Origin of the sequence: Clostridium sp. cel8, from assembly GCF_014050525.1 — a bacterium.
GTDB lineage: Bacteria > Bacillota > Clostridia > Clostridiales > Clostridiaceae > Clostridium_B.
Genome location: NZ_JACGAG010000001.1, coordinates 350,090 through 368,574 on the forward strand (window position 1 = coordinate 350,090; position 18,485 = coordinate 368,574).

Consider the following 18,485-nt stretch of genomic DNA (forward strand, 5'->3'; position numbering starts at 1 on the left):
CTTGAACAGCTTACTCTTTTGGTACTTTTTTAGTGGTTACTTCTCTATTAAAGTACTTATCTCTGCCAAAATAGACACTTTATCAGGACATACGGTTGAAACTCCCGTTCAAAAAATTACACTATCATTTAATAGCAACTGATTTATTTTATTTCGGATATCATTTTCTAAATCTCATGAGCTTACTAATAGTAAACCTGTATCTTATCTAATTTTTTACTCCATAAAAAATATCAATTAAAAAATCATGGCTTTTTTGTTTGTGAAATCATATAACATGTCCAAGAACAAACTTACCTTGTATTCCCAATTTATCTCTAATAGTTTTTGTCTTATTAATATCAGCTACAAATTTATATAAATCTATTGCATTATTAACTACCTTAAGATTCTTATTTTTTTAACAGATATTTTCAATTTTCTCGAAGTAAGCGAATATATAAGTATAATTTAGAAAATATAATTTCTACATTATTATGATAATATATAAAATTTTCACTTTTACATTATACTATTGGCTATTTTTAGATAAAACCAGCCAATAGTTATGCATAAACATGGACAAATTGGTATCCTGCATGTGAATCTCGTTTAAGATTCAATATTTAGATTTTTCTTAAAATTATAATATTTAGATAGTTCAACAAACTTTAGTTTGCCTAACTTTTTAAACATTAAGATTTTTATTATCATCCATTGTAGCATAATAGAATTATAAACAAACAAAACAACAAACTACAGTGTGATTTCAACATGTTTTACCTTAAAAAATCAAAACAACTCAATATTTTTGAACAATTATCTGATTCAAATATTTTATATACCAACCATTGTGTTATTAACACTTTTTTCTTTTCTAAAAAATTAAGAGAACTCTACGTTTTCTATTCACTATACTTTATAAATCATTTTCAATAGATTTAAAACTATGTTTGAAATTAATATTACTGATTTGTTTAATGCTATACTTCCTAAAGAAAATAATTCCAAAACTCTTGTAAGTTGTATTTCACTAAAAATACTCTATATGAGAAATACTAGTGATGATTTCAACATCATTTAAACAGAGATAATACCAATATTGTTTCACATTCCAAATATCTATAGAATTTTGTATATTATAATTATTGATATCTATAATATTTTCATTACAATGTCTTCTAGTTTCTCATTAAATTCTTCATTATTACTCCAAATATTTTCTGAAATGTGTGAAACAATCCTATTATAATTCTGAATAATATTTTTTAATTCAGAAACATCATTTGCTACAATGATATTTTTATATTTTTCAGCTACAACCTTGGCAAATTCAACTTGATGATCATTCACATGTTCACCAAATTTATGCTGTCTAGGAATAACGATTGGAATTTTACCTATTTGCAATGGCATAATGAAACTAGCAGGTCCACCATGAGTAATAATAATTCTAGCTTTTTTTATATTATCCCACATCTCATCATATGGAATTAATTTTTTCCATGAGCAAAACTTAGGACAATATGTGCTATAACCAATTTGCATAATTATGTCATCTTTAATAATATTTTTTTCTTTCATCTTATCAACATACTCCAACAACCTATTAAATGGTTGTTCATGTGTTCCTACTGTGACGAATATCATTTTCTTCTCTCCTAAAATATACTTCCAAGATTAATTGCTTTTTTATATACTTTTTTCATTTCTTCCCATTGAACTATAAATTTATCTGTTATTGGATAAACTATCTTTCCAGTCATGGTTGGTTTATCTATTCGATCAAATACTTCTATGTATATCAACTTTGAACCAAATAATTTTCCAAGATAAAAAAAAGGAACTGCAACTGCTGCACCTGATGAAATAATCAAATCTGGCTTTTCTTTTCTTAATACTTTCCATGCTATTCTTGTATTTTTTATTAAAGCTTTAATACTTCGATTTGTTGGATAATAGCACGGATACATTCTTTCATATTTTAAAAGGCTCTTAGCATCCTCTTTATCAAAAGTTACCCAAAATCGATCTTTTGTACTCCAAAATGGTTTTAACATATATAAATGTGCTAAATGTCCTCCTGAAGATCCAACCAAACAAACTTTTATTTTTTTTCCTTTTGCCATAACTAATGAACACTCCTATTTGCCACAATTATTCTACTTATATAAAGAACCTTAAAGCCAAAGATTTGCATTTATCTTAACTTAAGTAAAGAAAAATGCACATTACAATAAATTTTCACTCTCTTAGATTATATATAATATCCTAATTATCTTATATATAATTTATGTCTTCCTTATAATTCCTACTCAAATACTTACTTCCACTATTTATTACAAAATTTTAACTATCTATTTATAAAAAATTTGGTTTTTCATCTGTAGAAAGTGGCCAAAACCTCTCTCCTTTGCCTCCTGCCATTATAAGTCCGCATAACATACAAAACACCCCTCAAACTAACTCTCAACTCTAAATTGTCAACTATTAACTATTAATTATTAACTCATAATTAACTCCTACATGGCCCCCTCATCTCCGAAAAATACTGAGAAAGTTTTAAATATCAACTTTAAATCAAGTAAAGTATTTCTCTCTTTTATGTACTTTATATCAAGTTTTATCCAATCATCAAAGTCAATATTGTTTCTCCCCATCACTTGCCAATAGCAAGTAAGTCCAGGCTTTACAATAAGTTTTGTCCTCTGATATTCATTAAATTTCAAAACTTCTCTTGGAAGATTAGGCCTTGGACCAACAAGTGACATTTCACCTTTTAACACATTAAAAAGCTGAGGCAGTTCATCAAGGCTTGTTTTTCGTATGAATTTTCCGACCCTTGTGATTCTTGGATCATCTTTCATTTTAAACATTGGACCTGTCATTTCATTTTTATCTTTTAGCTTGTCCAGAAGTTTTTCTGCATCAGTTACCATTGACCTAAACTTATACATTTTAAACACTTTTCCATTAAGGCCAACTCTTTCTTGTGAAAAAATTACTTTTCCCTTTGAATCCAATTTTATGGCAATAGCAATTAAAATCATAATTGGTAATAAAATAACAATCCCCAAAAAAGAGCAGACTATATCTATAGTTCTTTTTATAAATGAATAGAAGAAACTTTTTCTATATTCATCTTTAATTGACACATATGTATATTTCTGTGTATATTCCTGGATTTCAATATCTTTTGAGCTTATATCATACAGACCTAGACTATTCTCTTGGATTTGATTACCTTTGAATTCAGTCAAAATAATTCCCCCTATTTTAACTTTCTTTTACCATTATAATACCAATTATAACAATAATCAACCATAAATATATTTTATCTTCTTTTCTTCCTTTTTCTGTGTTTAGTTCCATCTTCATCGTAATAGGAGTAGTAATATCCGTAATATCCTTTTTCCTTAACTTCAAGCTTGTTTAAAACCGTTCCTAAAATATTTGCATTTACCTTTTCAAGAAGCCCCTTTGCCTTAATAGCTGCCTCCCTCTCTACTTGAGAAGATGCAATTACAAGCAAACATCCATCTGCATATCTTGATAGAAGCTGAGCATCTGTAACTGCAATTACAGGAGGTGTATCTATTATTATGTACTCATATCTATTTTTAAGTTCATCTATAAATTTCTTCATCTTTCTAGAAGCCATAAGCTCTGAGGGATTTGGAGGTCTTGTACCAGAAGTAAGTAGAGTAAGATTTTCTACTCCCACATCTTTTATTGCATCTTCAAATACAACTTTTCCTGCCAGTATATCTGAAAGGCCTGTCTGATTTGAAGTTAAGAATATTTTGTGCAATCTTGGTTTTCTCTGGTCACAATCTATAAGGATAGTACTTGATCCAGACTCTGCCATAACTACTGCAAGATTTGATGCTGTAGTTGACTTGCCTTCTCCAGGACCTGAACTTGTAATCATTATTGTCTGTATTTTTTTATCAAAAGATGAAAACTGTATATTTGTCCTAAGAGTCCTAAAAGCTTCTGAAATAGGTGACTTAGGATTTTTTATAGTAACAAGATCTGCTTTCTGCATAAAATTCACTCCATTTTTATACTATTATTTTTATTTTTTAAAAAAGCTGAAAAATCCTCTTTTTTTCTTTACTCTAGCTTGGCTAACTTCAATATTCTCATTTTCAAATAGACTGTAACTATTTTTCAAAACTAAATCTGCCGTAGTCTTATCAATTTTCTGTAAAACACTTAATGCATCCCTAAGCCCTGGTCGTCTTCTAACACTTGAATGGGCATCAGAGCCTAAAAAGCTGCATACCCCACTCTTTATAAGAGTTTCTGCAGTTTTTTTCACTTCGCTTCCAAATCTTCCTCTTATACTTCCTGAATTTATCTGAATAAGGCATCCTTCATCTAAAAATTTGTTTATGTTTTCCGGTTTCTCAATTATGTATCTATATCTTTCAGGATGAGCTAAAATTGGCTTCACTCCTTTTATATTAAATTCATACACAATATCAAGTCCATTTTTAGACATTCTATTCATTGGAAACTCCACAAGCATGTAGTCAGTATTTGCAAGATTTCCTATAATACCTGCATCATATTCATAAAGACTATTGTTATCTAAAAAGACTTCTTGGCCAGGGTATACTGATACATTTATCCCTTTCTCTTTTGAAAAATTATTTACCTTTTCTGTAAGATTATTTACCTCGTCACGTTTCTTTTCATAGTACCCTCTGTAAAAATGAGGAGTAACTATTACCTTATTGATTCCATCTTCTTCAATCATTCTAAGCATTTTTTCCGTTTCTTCCATAGATTTTGAACCATCATCTATTCCGGGAAGCAGATGAATATGCATATCAATCATATAATTCACCTCCTATTTTAGAAAACCTAGTTCTTATCCATTTTAGGTATTATGCCTATAACAGGAAGTTCAAGGTATCTTGATACATCATCTTCTGTCTTTATTGTATTGTCTGAATACTCAAGTAAAAAAGCAAGACCTACAGATACTAAAATTCCAAGGAAAAATGCAATTGCAATATTTAAAAGTTTCTTTGGCTTAACAGGATCTTTTGGAAACTGTGCTCTATCCATGATTTGTATATCTCCTCCTGTTGGAAATACCCTTTTGCTTTCCTCTATAAAAGAAGCAGCTGCAGCATTTACAACTTTTACTGCTTGAGAAGGATCCTTACTGTCAACCTTTATTTTAAGTATTTGAGTTCCCTGTTCAGATTCAACTGAAACCATATCTTTAAACTCATCAAGTGTAATGCTTCCATTTAGTTTTTTAAGAGTTTTATTTGCCACTGAATTTGACTCTGCAATTTGAGTATAGGTCTTTACAAGATTCTGATACATCATTACATCACTGTTATCTGTCTTTTCATTTGCCTTAGGTTTACCAACTATTATAGTTGAACTTGCCTCATAAGTTGGCTTTATTACAAAAAAACTTAAAATTCCAGCTATAGCTGCAAATCCTATTGTTATACAAAGTATCATTTTCAATCTCTTTTTAAGTATGTAAAAAAAATCTCTTAAATCTAAAGTAATCTCATCATCCATTGTTTTCCTCCTAGCTTTTTATCTTACTTTTTACTTTATCTTTTATTTTCCCAACTTTTCCTTTATTTTTGCTATAGTAGCTGGGCTAAGTTGCGATTTTACAGACGATTGGACACGGGCTTTACCTTCAGGAGATAGATTATTGTACTCTGACTGAGCTGAAATAAGTGCAGCTTTGTCTTTATTATTTATTGCAGACACAATTTTAGAAGCTACAGCCTGTTCTTGTGCTGTGCTATTTGAGCTGCTATTACTTACACTATTTTCTGCAACTGAATTTTCTGAGTTATCACTTGTGCTTTCACTTTCATTACTTTCTTCTGAGCTTTTTTCTTTACTCTGTTCAGTTGTAGAATCTGAAACAGCTCCATTTATATATTCCTCTATCTTTTTTAAATTTTCAGGTGACTTAATTATATTTTCAATCCACTTAAGTTTATCTGTACTGCTCATTCCATTTTTGCTCACATTTATCACAAGTTTGCTATTTTTTACATAAATGCTATCCATATTTGCTGGAATTATATCTTCAGATATTCTAAAAGTATTTCCCTGAATTTTTATATCATCATTATTTAGTTTACTTGACAATTTATCCATTACATAACTTTTAGGAAAAGATATTTTTCCAATTTTAAAGTAGTTAACATCATATACCACTTGTTTATCTTTAAGATATACACTTCCTTCAGTTGTAGCAAGCAAATTGAAATTCTTGTACTTTAAAGGAATATAAAATTTTATTGTACTGTCCTTTATCTCTGCATTTATCCCCTTTACAGTAATATTTCCAGAGGTTCTCGTGCCTCCTATAATAGGATATATAACTCCATTTAATTCATCTTGATTTATATAAACTACGCTGCCAGCTTTTTGCATCTCTATTATTTTATCGAAGATAGTTTGGGAAAATTTATACTCTTTCACACTATATGAAGAATTAGAGAATAAAAGTGAAAAAAATGCCGCAATAGCAGCTACAATTAATATAATAATTAAAACTATTACCTTCTTTACATTAAATTTAATATTTGCCATATCTTCTCTCCTAACATATATTTTATTTATTTATTATAACATTTTTATAAGTATAGTTAAATTTACAATTTAAAAAACTTCTGTAAATATAAAAAAGCCACCTGTCAAAAGACAGATGGAGCTTTTTAAACAATCTATAATCCAAATTGATTTTTTAACGTAAGCAAATCAGAAATACCTATACCAGAATCTACAATAGCAGTTTGAAGAGTGTCCTGTTCAGCATCTGAAAGTGACTCATACTTTGACTTTATAGATGATACATCTTCACTGTAATCATAACTTGTATCTGAAGTGTAATTATCTATTGCTGTAATTGCACTTGAAATTATTGCCTTCTGGTTTGTGTCAAGTTTTGATGTATCTATAGATTTAAGTTTAGTAGATATTGATTTTAATTTAGAAACATCACTGGAACTTGAAGAAGAACTTCCACCTCCGCCACCGCCTGCAGATGGCTGAGTAGTACTTGTATCTGTAGCTTCTTCAACTATACTTTTAATAGTGAAAATAAGTGAATCTGGTACCGATGCTGTACCTCCTACTGCAATTATATCTGTATCTTTTTCTATATTTGATTTTATAAAGTTCTCTGTAGTTTCTGACAATGTGTTATAGGTTAGTATAACTGGTGAAGAAGTTTTGGCAGCCAGTGACGATACTGAAAGTGCATCTGCAAACTCATTTCCCTTTGGTCCATTTCCTCTAACTACATATAGCTTGTCAAATTTCATACTTGATTTAAAATGATTAATTACACTTACATTTGTAGCATATCTATCATTTCCCATTAATCTAATTGGAGAAGGAAGTCCTGAAACTGAGCTATCTGATATAACTCCATCTCCACCTATCACATAGGAATTTTTTATTAAAGACTTGTTACTTGATATATAGTCTTTTACAGACTCAGGAATAGAATTTTTAGAAGTTAAAAGTATTGGATATCCTTGACTTGCAGCTATTGGAGCAATAGATAGTGCATCTGCATAGCCTTCTCCTGAAGCTAGAACTATATCATTAAAACTTCCAAGTTCCTTTGCTGCCAAAACAGAAGTTTCATATCTGTCCTTACCGCCTATTCTAGTTACATTAAGTGACATATCAGTCTTTAGTTCATTTTCTATAGCAGTTGAAATTACACCTGTGCCACCCATTTCTATTACATTTGATGCATTTAGCCTCTCAATTTCAGACTTCACACTGTCGCTTAGCTTGTCTTTAGATGTCAAAAGTATAGGTGCACCATACTTTTTTGCAATAGGTGCCGCACATAGAGCATCTGCATAACTTTGTCCATTTGCAAGTACTACATAATCAGAGCTTGTCCACCCTTCTTTAGACACAGCAGTAGAAGTTTCATACCTATCAGCTCCTCCAAGACGCAGCTCTGACGCAATAGCCTTTTGTGGAAGTGAAACTACCGCAGAAGACACGATAAACATACCTGCAATAAGCTTAGAAATTATTTTCCTCTTCTTTTTCATTAAAACACCCCTCTTTTTTAGTTCACAATTCACAGTGCACAATGCACAGTCTTAGTCAGTTCACAATTCACAATTCTCAGTTCACAATGATTGTTGGTTTTTTCAGTTTCACTTCAAAAACCTAAATTTTAGATTTTTCCTAAGAAAAATCATCCTCCATTGTGCATTGTGAATTCTTAATTGTGAATTGTCTTATCCAGTTCACAATTCTCAATTCACGATTCACAGTGATGGTTGGTTTTCTTCAGCATTGCTTCAGAAAAACCTATAATTTAGATTTTTCCCAAGAAAAATCATCCTCCTTATTCAGTTCACAATTCACAATTCTCAGTTCACAGTGGTGGTTGTTTTCTTCGTTTTACTTCAGAAAACTATATTTTAGATTTTTCCCAAGAAAAATCATCATTCATTGTGCATTGTGAATTCTTAATTGTGCATTGTGAGTTGTAAATTGTGAATTGACCTATTCAGTTCACAGTGCACAGTGCATAATTCACAATGATGGTAGTTTTCCTCCACTTTGTTTTGAAAAACTATATTTTAGATTTTTCCCAAGAAAAATCATCATTCATTGTGCATTGTGAATTCTTAATTGTGCATTGTCTTATCCAGTTCACAGTGCACAGTGCATAATTCACAATGATGGTAGTTTTTCTCCACTTTGTTTTGAAAAACTATATTTTAGATTTTTCCCTAAGAAAAATCATCATTCATTGTGCATTGTGAGTTGTGAATTCTTAATTGTCATAGTGCATTGTAAATTGTGAATTGACCTATTCAGTTCACAGTGCACGATTCTCAATTCACAGTGGTGGTTGTTTTCTTCGTTTTACTTCAGAAAACTATATTTTAGATTTTTCCCAAGAAAAATCATCATTCATTGTGCATTGTGAGTTGTGAATTCTTAATTGCTATAAGTTCTGCTTTGTTGTTTTAACTATAGCATTAAGTATTTTACATAGTTCTTTACATCTACACAATATATTATTGCCATCTTTACCAATATACCCTGTTTTCATTAAAAGTTCAATCCAATATTCTGTTTCATTTGCTTCTTTTAATGCTATATTCATCTTAGAAAGAAAATCCTTTTTAGATTGACCTCTTACCCCTTCTTTAACATTTGCACCAACACTCGTACCTGAACGAAGAAGTTGTTTTGACATAATATACTCACAATTATTTTCACTCAATCTTTTATACATATCAACTATATCAACCGCAAAATCAAATGACTTCTTCTCTACTAAATTTAAACCCATATAGAACTCCTTAATTGAATATTTATCTTAAATATTACCAATTCTGAAATAAATATTCAAATCAATTCACAGTGCACAGTGCATAATTCACAATGTCGGTTGTTTTCTTCAGCTCTGCTTCAGAAAACCTATATTTTAGATTTTTCTCTAAGAAAAATCATCATTCATTGTGCATTGTGAGTTGTGAATTCTTAATTGTCATAGTGCATTGTAAATTGTGCATTGCTCTAAGTTGTGCATTGTGAATTCTTAATTGTGAATTGAAACAAAGTCCAGGATTTCTCCCAGACCTTGAGTATTTTTTATTCTTCATTAATATATATTCATATAATAGCCTGTATTCTCATAGTCATTAATTTAGTTTATAATTAAAAATTAATAGTTAATACTTGATGTTGCTTTTTTCAGTTTCGCTTCAGAAAAACCTATAATTTTAGATTTTTCCCAAAGAAAAATCATCCTCCTTATTCAGTTCACAGTGAACAGTGCATAATTCACAATGATGGTAGTTTTTCTCCACTTTGTTTTGAAAAACTATATTTTAGATTTTTCCCAAAGAAAAATCATCATTCATTGTGATTTGTGCATTGTAAATTGTGAATTTCTCTAAGTTGTGATTTGTGCATTGTAAATTGTGAATTGTCTTATCCAGTTCACAGTTCTCAATTCTCAATTCTCAATGGATGTTGGTTTTTTCAGTTTCACTTCAAAAAACCTAAATTTTAGATTTTTCCCAAAGAAAAATCATCATTCATTGTGCATCGTGAATTGTAAATTGTGAATTGTCTTATCCAGTTCACAGTGATTGTTGCTTTTTTCAGCTTCACTTCAAAAACCTAAATTTTAGATTTTTCCTATGAAAAATCATCATTCATTGTGAACTGTGCATTCTTAATTGTGAATTAAAAAAAAGTCCAGGATTTCTCCCAGACTTTGTTTCTTAGGGTTATGTTAATTTGCTTTATTAACATTTATATACACATAATCTCCGTTGCTTAAAGTTACTTTATATCTTCCTGTGAAGTTAGTGGTGCTATTATCTGAATTATCAGGGAAAATAAAGTCATATATATCATTTACTGCATTCTCAACTTTTTCGCCAGATTTTATATTAAGAGATTCTCCAGTAACGCTAGCTATTTCTAATGTAAGTTTAGATTCATCATTATCTCCATAATAAATAGTATAAGTCAACTTTGCTGGATCATCTGCTATATCTTTTCCTTCAGTATTATGTTCAAAATAAGCATCTATCTGACCTTTTAATTCAGTTTTAAATGTATTATATCCATCTGCAATATCTTTATCTTCTATTAAAGTTTTAATAGCCTCTGGGTTTAAGTTTCCTTTTAAAGTCCCACTTTGATAAAAATATTGTGATCCTAAACTTCCCAAAAATGTTTTTACTGACATTCCGTTAATCTTAAGATTTTTAAAGCTATTATCCAACTTATTATTAATTCTCTTAACATCAGATTTTAATTTAGCTTCACCTTTATCAGATAAGGTTTCCTTATCAGTTGATCCACTATTAGTTAATCCATATCTACTTTTAGCATTACTAAATATTCCTGCTATGGTAGTTACTTTACTTCCTTGATCTTTAAGATCTATATTTATAGCATTAGAATCATCATTATATTTTCCACCTAAGTCTATTCCAAAGAAACTATTATACAAATCTCCACTAGTATCATTTACTCTAGTTAAATAATCCTCATATATACTATTTAGTAATCCACCTGCTCTAAACTCATTCATCAAATTCTCACCGCTTGTGCTTGAACTGCTTGAGCTGCTTGAGCTACTTCCACCGCCGCCGCTTGTGCTTGATTTTGTTATTGCACTTTCAAGGTCGGATATGATTGAGTCTGGAAGAACTGCGGATCCTCCAAGGGCTTCTATTGTAACTCCACTGTCTACAAGGTCTTCAAATAATTCTTTAGTGTATGGGCTTACGCTGCCTGATGTTGCTGTTATTACAAGTGCACTTTTTTCTTTAGCTGCAAGTGCTGCACCTGTGAGGGAATCGGAGAATTCATCTCCACGTGCTACAAATACTTTATTGAAGTTTAAGCTGCTCTCAAATGCTTCAACTATAGCTTCGTTTGTTTCATATCTATCAGCTCCGCCAAGTCTTTCTGGATTTGGCAATTTATTTAGAATTGAATCACTTATTACTCCACTTCCACCAACTACATAACTCTTTGTTATGTTTGAATTTGATTCTATGTAATCAGCTGAAACTTGTGGCAATTCTGTAGATCTTGTTAATATTATAGGATCTCCTTCAATTGCTGCAATTGGTGCTGCAGAAAGTGCATCTGGGAAGTTTAATCCATTTGCAACAAATACTTCGCTTGGAGAGCCCAGTGCTTTTGCAATTTTAACTGAAGTTTCAAATCTGTCAGCTCCGCCGTATCTTTCAACGTCAGATGTAACTTGTGATTTTATAGCGTTTTGCACACCTTCTGTAACTACTCCATCTCCACCAACAATAATAACGTGTTTTGCATTTAATCTTTTCATTTCAGCAAGTGTTTCTGAATTTAATGAATTAGTTTCTGTTAAAAGTATAGGTGCATCTTTAGCCTTTGCAAGTGGTACTGCACAAAGTGCATCTGCATAGCTTTCTCCATTTGCAAGTACTACATAATCAGAGCTTGTCCATCCTTCCTCTGAAACTTCTACTGCTGTTTCATATCTGTCAGATCCAGCTAGTCTTTCTGTACTTGCTGCTTTTACGCCAGTTGTTGGAACAACAGCAGTTGAAACAACTAGAGTTGCAATACCACAAGCTGACAAAAACTTTTTATTATTTTTTTGCATATTCATACCTCCAATTATTTTATAAATCCAATATACATTTTATTATATATGATGACATATGGTACATGTCATTGTATATGTCATCATATATATAAATATCTTTATTTAAACACATTCCAAAGTACTAATTGTTAAAATATTTTTCAATATACATTTCTCCATATATTATATAGTTTGTATTATTATCGTTGTCTATTAAAATATCTTTATATATAGTTTATTAGATTGTTTTAATCATAGTTAATTTTAGAATTAATTTTAGATAGATATTATGGTAACAGTATTACTATATTCTACAAAACTATAAAATATCCTCCTAAAATATATAATAAAAACATTTTATTTATAAAATTTGTTAAAAAATTCTTTAAGCTTTTTAAGTGCTTTTCTCTTTATATACACTGCATTTCTATAACTCATATCATTTTCAATAGCGTATTTCTTAAGTGATATGCCTTCAAAAAAGTATTTTTCTATTAAATCCCTCTCTTTTTCAGAAAGCATTCCAATTGCCTTTTTCAAAAATTTAATTTTCTCCTTATGCAAAAAGTTTTTTTCACCTTCGTAATCTTCATTTTCAGATACAAATGTATTTACTAGTTCATCTCCATTTTCATTTTTACTGTATATACTGCAATAACTTGGTTTATTTAGACTTTGTCTTATTCTGTAAAATAATTCTCGCTTCATAGCAGTTTTTACATAAGCTGGAAAGCTTGTACCACATTTTTTATACAATTGAACACTTCTCATAAGAGCCATATTTGTCACCTGCATAAGGTCATCTAAATCCCAACCCTTTATATATGTCCTATTACAGAGTTTTAGTGCCAACCACTTAAATCTTTTCAATATTTCCTCCATAGCTTCTCTATCTCCGGATTTTGCCATATCAACTAAATCCTCAAGTAAATAATCATTATACATATCTATTCTCCTTTAAATATCAAATTGCATCAAAATACTCATAGTAGCTAATATCACTTTTTTTCTTTACTTTCTTCTTTATTCTGTAGAACATCTGTTTTGCAGCATTGTAGTTTTCTCCCTTTATTTTACAGTAATCCTTTACTGTGCCGTATATTCTAAGTCCATACATAAGTTTCTTCTCTCTTTCTGAAAACTCAATACTATTTATAAGATCTTCAAAAAGTATCTTATTTATCATCTTGTTTTCAATTTTAGACATCCCATTACACTTGTTATTTAAGTACTCTACTGCATTTTCATCTTCACAATCAACAAATGTTGCTTTATCCAGTTTTATAACATTTCTTATATAATTTGAAATCACACTAATTATAATTTTTTTGCTATATGCTTTAAATTGTATAAATGTAGATCCTTTAAATTTTTCTTTATATAGCACAATCTTTTCTATAGATTCAATTATAATGTCCTCTTTATACATATATCCGCAGTGTTTATATATATATTCCCTATATATTTTATTCACTAAAGACAAAATGTAATTTCCCATTTCTTCAACTTCTTCTCCATTGCAATCAAGCAGTTCTGTTATTAACACTTTAATATTCAAAATAATTTCCCCCTATAAACATTTTTATACCTCCCTTTTTTATGTAATAAAATACATATAATTACATTTATAACGTATAAGACTATATATTTCACTTTTTAGTAACGCTTTTTTTATAATTTTTTTATATTTTTTACAAAAATTCAAAAGGGGATGCAAAAATGCACCCCCCTTTTACTACTATTTTACATTTAGTTCAGTAGTTTGATTTTCTATAATATGTGCAGAATCTATAGTTTTAAAATCAAATCCATTGTATTGAAATATATTATTAGTAAGTATGACCTGCATTGAAGCTTTTACTTCCTCCTCTGTCAATCCATCTTTTGCATTTGAAATTCTAATTGAACCTTTTTTACCTTCCTCATTTAAAAAACTCATTACAAGTGTCCTTGTCATTTAACATTCCCCCTTTAAATTTAAGCAGTTATATCATTTTCATCTACTTTTATTATTTCACCTAAAGGCTTTCCTATAAGCTTTTCTACCTCTAGTGCAGTATTGTAGATTTCTTCATCAGATGCAGTAAGTTTTATTTTTGAGAATCTCTGTGATTTTATTATGTCATTTCCACTATCATCCACCCCATCTTGATATTTTAATACTAATGAACTCTGCAATTTTGTTGATTTAGCAGCCATTTTATCACTCCTTTCACTCAATATATATGCACCACATTCCAATATAGGAAATGATTATTTTACTTGTACTATTTTTAATGTTAATGTACACTATATCCATGGAAATAATAAATCCAAAAATACTTAAACAGATACAGGTGATGGTATAAATGAAGAAAAAAAATATTTTATTCTGGATATCTATAATTTTGAACATAGCTTTTATTTCTTATGGAATACACATGATTTACACAAATAAATCAAATAAATATTCTAAAAATCCTCCTTCAAAGGTAACTGGAAAATCAATTATAAAAAATCCATATTACCTTGCAAAGGAAAGTCAGTTTGAAACACTTTCAATAGGTAAAAATGATATAGTTTTCCTAGGGGACAGTATAACAAACAGATCTCAATGGGAAGAGCTTTTTAAAAAGCAAAACATAAAGAACAGGGGAATTGATGGAGATACTACAGATGGTATTTTAAATAGGCTAGACACTATAACAAAGGGTCAGCCAAAAAAAATATTTCTAATGATAGGAATAAACGATCTTCTACACGGAGAAAGCACCTCTCATGTACTATCAAATTATAATAAAATATTAGACAAAATAAGGTCTTCATCTCCAAACACAATTATATATGTACAAAGTATACTACCAAATAATAGATTAAAATCAGACGATGACATAGAATTTATAAATGAAAATCTTGAAAAGTCAGCCAATGGTAAAAATATTGTGTATATAGACCTTTTCCAGAAATTTGTACAAAACAACAGACTGCCTCTTGAATATACCTATGACGGTACCCATTTAAATGGAACTGCCTATTTAATATGGAAAAGTGAAATAGCTAAATACATAGAGTAAAATATAATTTATAAATACAAAAGGTAACTACATCACTCTGTAGTTACCTTTTTATCACTTTCCGCTATTTTTATTTTACTTTATTTACCAATACACCTATATTCTCAATTTCACATTCTACAATATCACCTTTTTTTAGGAATCTTGGTGGTTTAAATCCCATTCCCACTCCAGATGGAGTTCCAGTTGCTATAATATCTCCAGGTACAAGTGTCATTCCAGATGAAATTTCATGAATTATAGTTGGAATATCAAATATAAAATTTCTAGTATTTGAATTTTGCCTTAGCTCTCCATTTACTCTACTGCATAAATTCAACTCTACAGGAAATTTAATTTCATCTTTATAAACTACCCATGGTCCAAATGAAGTAAATGTATCAAGACTTTTTCCCCTGTACCATTGAACGTGCCTCTGTTGAACATCCCTTGCACTTATATCATTCATTATAGTGTATCCAAATATATATTCTTCTGCACTTTCCTTTGGTATATTTATTCCCTGTTTTCCTATTATTACAGCAAGTTCAACTTCATAATCAAGTTTATCTGTAACATCACTATGACTGTCTATAAAATCATTAGGTCCTATTGGACTCAATGCTCTCTTTGAAAAATACACAGGATGCTCTGGTATATTTACGGAATCGTCTTTAAAACTTCTTGCAGTTTCTTCAACATGATCTCTGTAGTTAAGCCCAAGACAGATTATATCGTTTTCTGTTTTTTCAATTGGTGCACTTATTGTTACATCATCTATATTGTAGCCATTTTTTTCAAAGTAATCTGAATCCTTGTACACTTTTTTCAATGTTTTAAGATCATCACAGTCTATGTTCCCTACAAGTTCAAGAATACTTTTATAGTGCCCCTTCAAATTCATATTATCAAAATCAATTATTTTACCAAAAACTTCATTGTACATTCCAAGTTTCTTAGAACCCTCATTCATAAAAACTACAAACTTCATAATATCACCTTTCTCCTATACATAGCATTAAAAGTATTAAACTTGTCTAAATTATATACTAAATATACTAAAACTTGCAAAAAAATCAACATTAATAAAATTATTTTTTTATCATAAATAATTTTCTCTAAAAATAGGAAAACTAAGGTCATGAAGGTACAAGAAGGGAATGAGAAATGTGACAAATATTTTTACAATATTCAAAAGAGATATAAAAAATATATTTACAAACTGGGTAGCACTTGTAGTTGTAATAGCACTAATTGTACTGCCTGCACTGTATGCCTGGTTTAATATAAAGGCAATGTGGGACCCCTATGGAAATACTAGCGAAATACTAGTTGCTGTAGTAAATGAAGATAAAGGATCCTCTATAGATGACACTAAAGTGAATATTGGATCTGAACTTGTGACACAGCTAAAAGCAAACGACAAAATAGGCTGGAGGTTTGTAAATTATAAGGATGCAGATACTGGAGTAAAAAATGGAAAGTACTATGCAAGTATAGTAATACCCCAAAACTTTTCTTCAAGAATACTATCTCTTTTGGAATCGAACCCTAAAAAGGCTGAACTAATATATTCAGTAAATGAAAAACTAAATCCAGTAGCTCCTAAAATAACTCAAAGTGGTATTGATAAAGTTCAGCAGGAAATAAATACTTCTTTTGTAAAAATAGTAGATGGAATCATATTTAAGTTATTTAACAAACTAGGTGAGGAGCTTACACGAGGAAAGCCATTTTTACAGCAATTTGCAGATGTAATAATAGATGTAGATAACAAAATACCTGAAATAAATAGAGCTGTGGATGAAGTATATACCCAAACTCAAAATTTAAATAACTTTATATCAAGTGTAAATAGCCAAATTCCTCTTATAGAAGATACAATGACATCAGCTTCTGATATGGCAAGAAGCGGTTCAAGTTTTCTTTCAAAGGCAAAAAATGCAATTAAAGAACTTTCACCATTTATAAAATCCGAAATTGTAACACTTTCCGATGTATCAGAAGGATCAGAGGACTTCATAAACAACATAATATCAATTATAGACAAAAATCCATCAGAGGCAAGAAACCTTCTTGGAAGTTTAAGAGATAGGTACAGTGATGTGTCTGAAAGATTAAGCAGCTTAATTGACCTTTTAAATTCCTTTAACAAAAGTGGAAATACTATAATATCAAATTTTTCAGGACAGCTAAATGAACTTAGAACTAGAGTAAATTCTCAAATAGATTATACAAACTCACTTATAGATTCAATAGATGCGGGAAAAGCTATATCTTCAACTATGCTTAACACTCTAAAGGAAAACAACTTGCCTATAACTTCTTCTTTTAAATCCATTTTAGAAACTTATGACAGTTTAATTGCTCCATCTATAGAAGGGATAATGCAAAATTCAATAGATGCTGCAAATAGTACTTTAGAACTTTTAAATAGCGTTAAAGAAAGTATACCTGTATCCCAGGATTTACTAAAAAGTGCCCAAAGTGGAAGTGAAGTTGCACTTAATGATATAAAAAACGTAAAAGATGCTCTCCCTGAAATTGAAAGTACAATACATGATATTGCAACAAAATTAAAATCTCTAAACGAAAACGACCAAGTTGCAGAACTAGTAAGGCTTATGTCTTTAAATGCTCAAAAGGAAAGTGATTTTATAGCAAATCCTGTAAATGTAAAGATGAACAGAATATATCCAATACCCAATTATGGCTCTGCTATGAATCCTTTTTTCACTACACTATCTCTCTGGGTTGGAGGACTTATACTTGCATCTCTTTTATCTACAGAAGTTCTTCCAATAAGAAGAGTAAAAATAAAACTGTATCAGGCATTTTTAGGAAGATACTTAACTTTCCTTACAATAGCTATATTACAAGCTATTGTAGTAACTTTAGGGGATATATTTATGCTCCATGTATATGTTCTAAATCCAATTATGTTTGTGGCATTTTCAGCATTTATAAGCACAGTATTTTCAATGATTATATATACCTTAGTATCAGTTTTTGGAAATGTGGGAAAGGCAATTGCAATGGTACTACTTGTGCTCCAAATTTCAGCATCTGGAGGAACATTTCCTGTTCAAGTAACTCCTGAATTTTTTCAAATAATAAATCCTATTTTACCTTTTACTTATGCAGTCAGTGGAGTTAGAGAAATTGTTTCTGGAATCCTTTGGAATGTTCTTTTAAAGGATGTAATAGTTCTTTTAATATACTTTACATTTTTCCTTATAATGGGTCTTATCTGGAAAAGGCTTTTTAGAAATTTAACAGGAAAGTTTACAAAAAAATTCAAAGAAAGTGGATTGGAAGGTTAA

At 30.0% G+C, this 18,485-nt stretch carries 18 protein-coding genes and 1 pseudogene; 2 read left to right on the forward strand and 17 right to left on the reverse strand.

The window, feature by feature from the left end; all coding sequences use genetic code 11:
- Positions 1 to 1,134: 1,134 nt before the first annotated feature.
- The 16 genes and pseudogenes from H2684_RS01695 to H2684_RS01770 form a co-directional block, all read right to left on the reverse strand.
- The gene (locus tag H2684_RS01695) at positions 1,135 to 1,629 is read right to left on the reverse strand and encodes a glycosyltransferase (RefSeq protein ID WP_182087617.1); all 495 of its coding nucleotides are present in this window, start codon (positions 1,627 to 1,629) and stop codon (positions 1,135 to 1,137) included.
- Between the two features lie 11 nt (positions 1,630 to 1,640).
- A complete protein-coding gene (gene pssD, locus H2684_RS01700; RefSeq protein ID WP_182087618.1) occupies positions 1,641 to 2,108 on the reverse strand; it encodes a PssD/Cps14F family polysaccharide biosynthesis glycosyltransferase in 468 nt (155 codons plus the stop codon).
- A 244-nt stretch (positions 2,109 to 2,352) separates the two neighbouring features.
- Positions 2,353 to 2,424 (reverse strand): annotated as a pseudogene (locus tag H2684_RS01705) (sugar phosphate nucleotidyltransferase); the annotation flags it as partial.
- 77 nt (positions 2,425 to 2,501) lie between these two features.
- Entirely contained in the window at positions 2,502 to 3,185 is a 684-nt protein-coding gene (locus tag H2684_RS01710) for a sugar transferase (RefSeq protein ID WP_347707504.1), read from the reverse strand.
- A gap of 128 nt (positions 3,186 to 3,313) precedes the next feature.
- Complete coding sequence (locus tag H2684_RS01715) at positions 3,314 to 4,027, reverse strand: CpsD/CapB family tyrosine-protein kinase (protein ID WP_182087619.1); 714 nt, start codon at positions 4,025 to 4,027, stop codon at positions 3,314 to 3,316.
- A gap of 30 nt (positions 4,028 to 4,057) precedes the next feature.
- Complete coding sequence (locus tag H2684_RS01720; protein WP_182087620.1) at positions 4,058 to 4,825, reverse strand: CpsB/CapC family capsule biosynthesis tyrosine phosphatase; 768 nt, start codon at positions 4,823 to 4,825, stop codon at positions 4,058 to 4,060.
- Positions 4,826 to 4,851: 26 nt separating this feature from the next.
- Positions 4,852 to 5,532, reverse strand: coding sequence for a Wzz/FepE/Etk N-terminal domain-containing protein (locus tag H2684_RS01725; protein ID WP_182087621.1), 681 nt, complete (start codon positions 5,530 to 5,532; stop codon positions 4,852 to 4,854).
- Positions 5,533 to 5,574: 42 nt separating this feature from the next.
- Entirely contained in the window at positions 5,575 to 6,570 is a 996-nt protein-coding gene (locus tag H2684_RS01730; protein ID WP_182087622.1) for a hypothetical protein, read from the reverse strand.
- A gap of 134 nt (positions 6,571 to 6,704) precedes the next feature.
- Complete coding sequence (locus H2684_RS01735) at positions 6,705 to 8,057, reverse strand: cell wall-binding repeat-containing protein (RefSeq protein WP_182087623.1); 1,353 nt, start codon at positions 8,055 to 8,057, stop codon at positions 6,705 to 6,707.
- Between the two features lie 911 nt (positions 8,058 to 8,968).
- Positions 8,969 to 9,319, reverse strand: a complete 351-nt coding sequence (locus H2684_RS01740; protein ID WP_182087624.1) for a four helix bundle protein — start codon at positions 9,317 to 9,319, stop codon at positions 8,969 to 8,971.
- A 160-nt stretch (positions 9,320 to 9,479) separates the two neighbouring features.
- Positions 9,480 to 9,632, reverse strand: coding sequence for a hypothetical protein (locus H2684_RS01745; protein WP_182087625.1), 153 nt, complete (start codon positions 9,630 to 9,632; stop codon positions 9,480 to 9,482).
- Between the two features lie 638 nt (positions 9,633 to 10,270).
- A complete protein-coding gene (locus H2684_RS01750) occupies positions 10,271 to 12,148 on the reverse strand; it encodes a cell wall-binding repeat-containing protein (protein WP_182087626.1) in 1,878 nt (625 codons plus the stop codon).
- Between the two features lie 339 nt (positions 12,149 to 12,487).
- A complete protein-coding gene (locus H2684_RS01755) occupies positions 12,488 to 13,075 on the reverse strand; it encodes a sigma-70 family RNA polymerase sigma factor (RefSeq protein ID WP_182087627.1) in 588 nt (195 codons plus the stop codon).
- Between the two features lie 19 nt (positions 13,076 to 13,094).
- Positions 13,095 to 13,688 (reverse strand): sigma-70 family RNA polymerase sigma factor, encoded by a 594-nt coding sequence (locus H2684_RS01760; RefSeq protein WP_182087628.1) that lies wholly within the window; start codon positions 13,686 to 13,688, stop codon positions 13,095 to 13,097.
- Between the two features lie 180 nt (positions 13,689 to 13,868).
- Positions 13,869 to 14,087 (reverse strand): DUF2922 domain-containing protein, encoded by a 219-nt coding sequence (locus tag H2684_RS01765; protein ID WP_182087629.1) that lies wholly within the window; start codon positions 14,085 to 14,087, stop codon positions 13,869 to 13,871.
- Positions 14,088 to 14,107: 20 nt separating this feature from the next.
- Complete coding sequence (locus H2684_RS01770) at positions 14,108 to 14,329, reverse strand: DUF1659 domain-containing protein (RefSeq protein WP_182087630.1); 222 nt, start codon at positions 14,327 to 14,329, stop codon at positions 14,108 to 14,110.
- A gap of 149 nt (positions 14,330 to 14,478) precedes the next feature.
- Between H2684_RS01770 and H2684_RS01775 the strand changes: the two genes are divergently transcribed.
- Positions 14,479 to 15,183, forward strand: a complete 705-nt coding sequence (locus H2684_RS01775; protein WP_182087631.1) for a GDSL-type esterase/lipase family protein — start codon at positions 14,479 to 14,481, stop codon at positions 15,181 to 15,183.
- A 70-nt stretch (positions 15,184 to 15,253) separates the two neighbouring features.
- Here the strand turns inward: H2684_RS01775 and H2684_RS01780 are convergent, their stop codons facing one another.
- Positions 15,254 to 16,153, reverse strand: coding sequence for a fumarylacetoacetate hydrolase family protein (locus H2684_RS01780; RefSeq protein ID WP_182087632.1), 900 nt, complete (start codon positions 16,151 to 16,153; stop codon positions 15,254 to 15,256).
- Positions 16,154 to 16,331: 178 nt separating this feature from the next.
- On the opposite strand from H2684_RS01780, the gene H2684_RS01785 reads away from it, so the two are divergent.
- Positions 16,332 to 18,485 (forward strand): YhgE/Pip domain-containing protein, encoded by a 2,154-nt coding sequence (locus H2684_RS01785; protein ID WP_182087633.1) that lies wholly within the window; start codon positions 16,332 to 16,334, stop codon positions 18,483 to 18,485.

Excerpts from the sequence above, each read along its gene's own strand:
- H2684_RS01695 (WP_182087617.1), bottom strand. The coding sequence starts at position 1,629 with ATGATATTCGTCACAGTAGGAACACATGAACAACCATTTAATAGGTTG.
- pssD (WP_182087618.1), bottom strand. The coding sequence starts at position 2,108 with ATGGCAAAAGGAAAAAAAATAAAAGTTTGTTTGGTTGGATCTTCAGGA.
- H2684_RS01715 (WP_182087619.1), bottom strand. The coding sequence starts at position 4,027 with ATGCAGAAAGCAGATCTTGTTACTATAAAAAATCCTAAGTCACCTATT.
- H2684_RS01720 (WP_182087620.1), bottom strand. The coding sequence starts at position 4,825 with ATGATTGATATGCATATTCATCTGCTTCCCGGAATAGATGATGGTTCA.
- H2684_RS01725 (WP_182087621.1), bottom strand. The coding sequence starts at position 5,532 with ATGGATGATGAGATTACTTTAGATTTAAGAGATTTTTTTTACATACTT.
- H2684_RS01730 (WP_182087622.1), bottom strand. The coding sequence starts at position 6,570 with ATGGCAAATATTAAATTTAATGTAAAGAAGGTAATAGTTTTAATTATT.
- H2684_RS01735 (WP_182087623.1), bottom strand. The coding sequence starts at position 8,057 with ATGAAAAAGAAGAGGAAAATAATTTCTAAGCTTATTGCAGGTATGTTT.
- H2684_RS01740 (WP_182087624.1), bottom strand. The coding sequence starts at position 9,319 with ATGGGTTTAAATTTAGTAGAGAAGAAGTCATTTGATTTTGCGGTTGAT.
- H2684_RS01745 (WP_182087625.1), bottom strand. The coding sequence starts at position 9,632 with ATGAAGAATAAAAAATACTCAAGGTCTGGGAGAAATCCTGGACTTTGT.
- H2684_RS01750 (WP_182087626.1), bottom strand. The coding sequence starts at position 12,148 with ATGCAAAAAAATAATAAAAAGTTTTTGTCAGCTTGTGGTATTGCAACT.
- H2684_RS01755 (WP_182087627.1), bottom strand. The coding sequence starts at position 13,075 with ATGTATAATGATTATTTACTTGAGGATTTAGTTGATATGGCAAAATCC.
- H2684_RS01765 (WP_182087629.1), bottom strand. The coding sequence starts at position 14,087 with ATGACAAGGACACTTGTAATGAGTTTTTTAAATGAGGAAGGTAAAAAA.
- H2684_RS01770 (WP_182087630.1), bottom strand. The coding sequence starts at position 14,329 with ATGGCTGCTAAATCAACAAAATTGCAGAGTTCATTAGTATTAAAATAT.
- H2684_RS01775 (WP_182087631.1), top strand. The coding sequence starts at position 14,479 with ATGAAGAAAAAAAATATTTTATTCTGGATATCTATAATTTTGAACATA.
- H2684_RS01780 (WP_182087632.1), bottom strand. The coding sequence starts at position 16,153 with ATGAAGTTTGTAGTTTTTATGAATGAGGGTTCTAAGAAACTTGGAATG.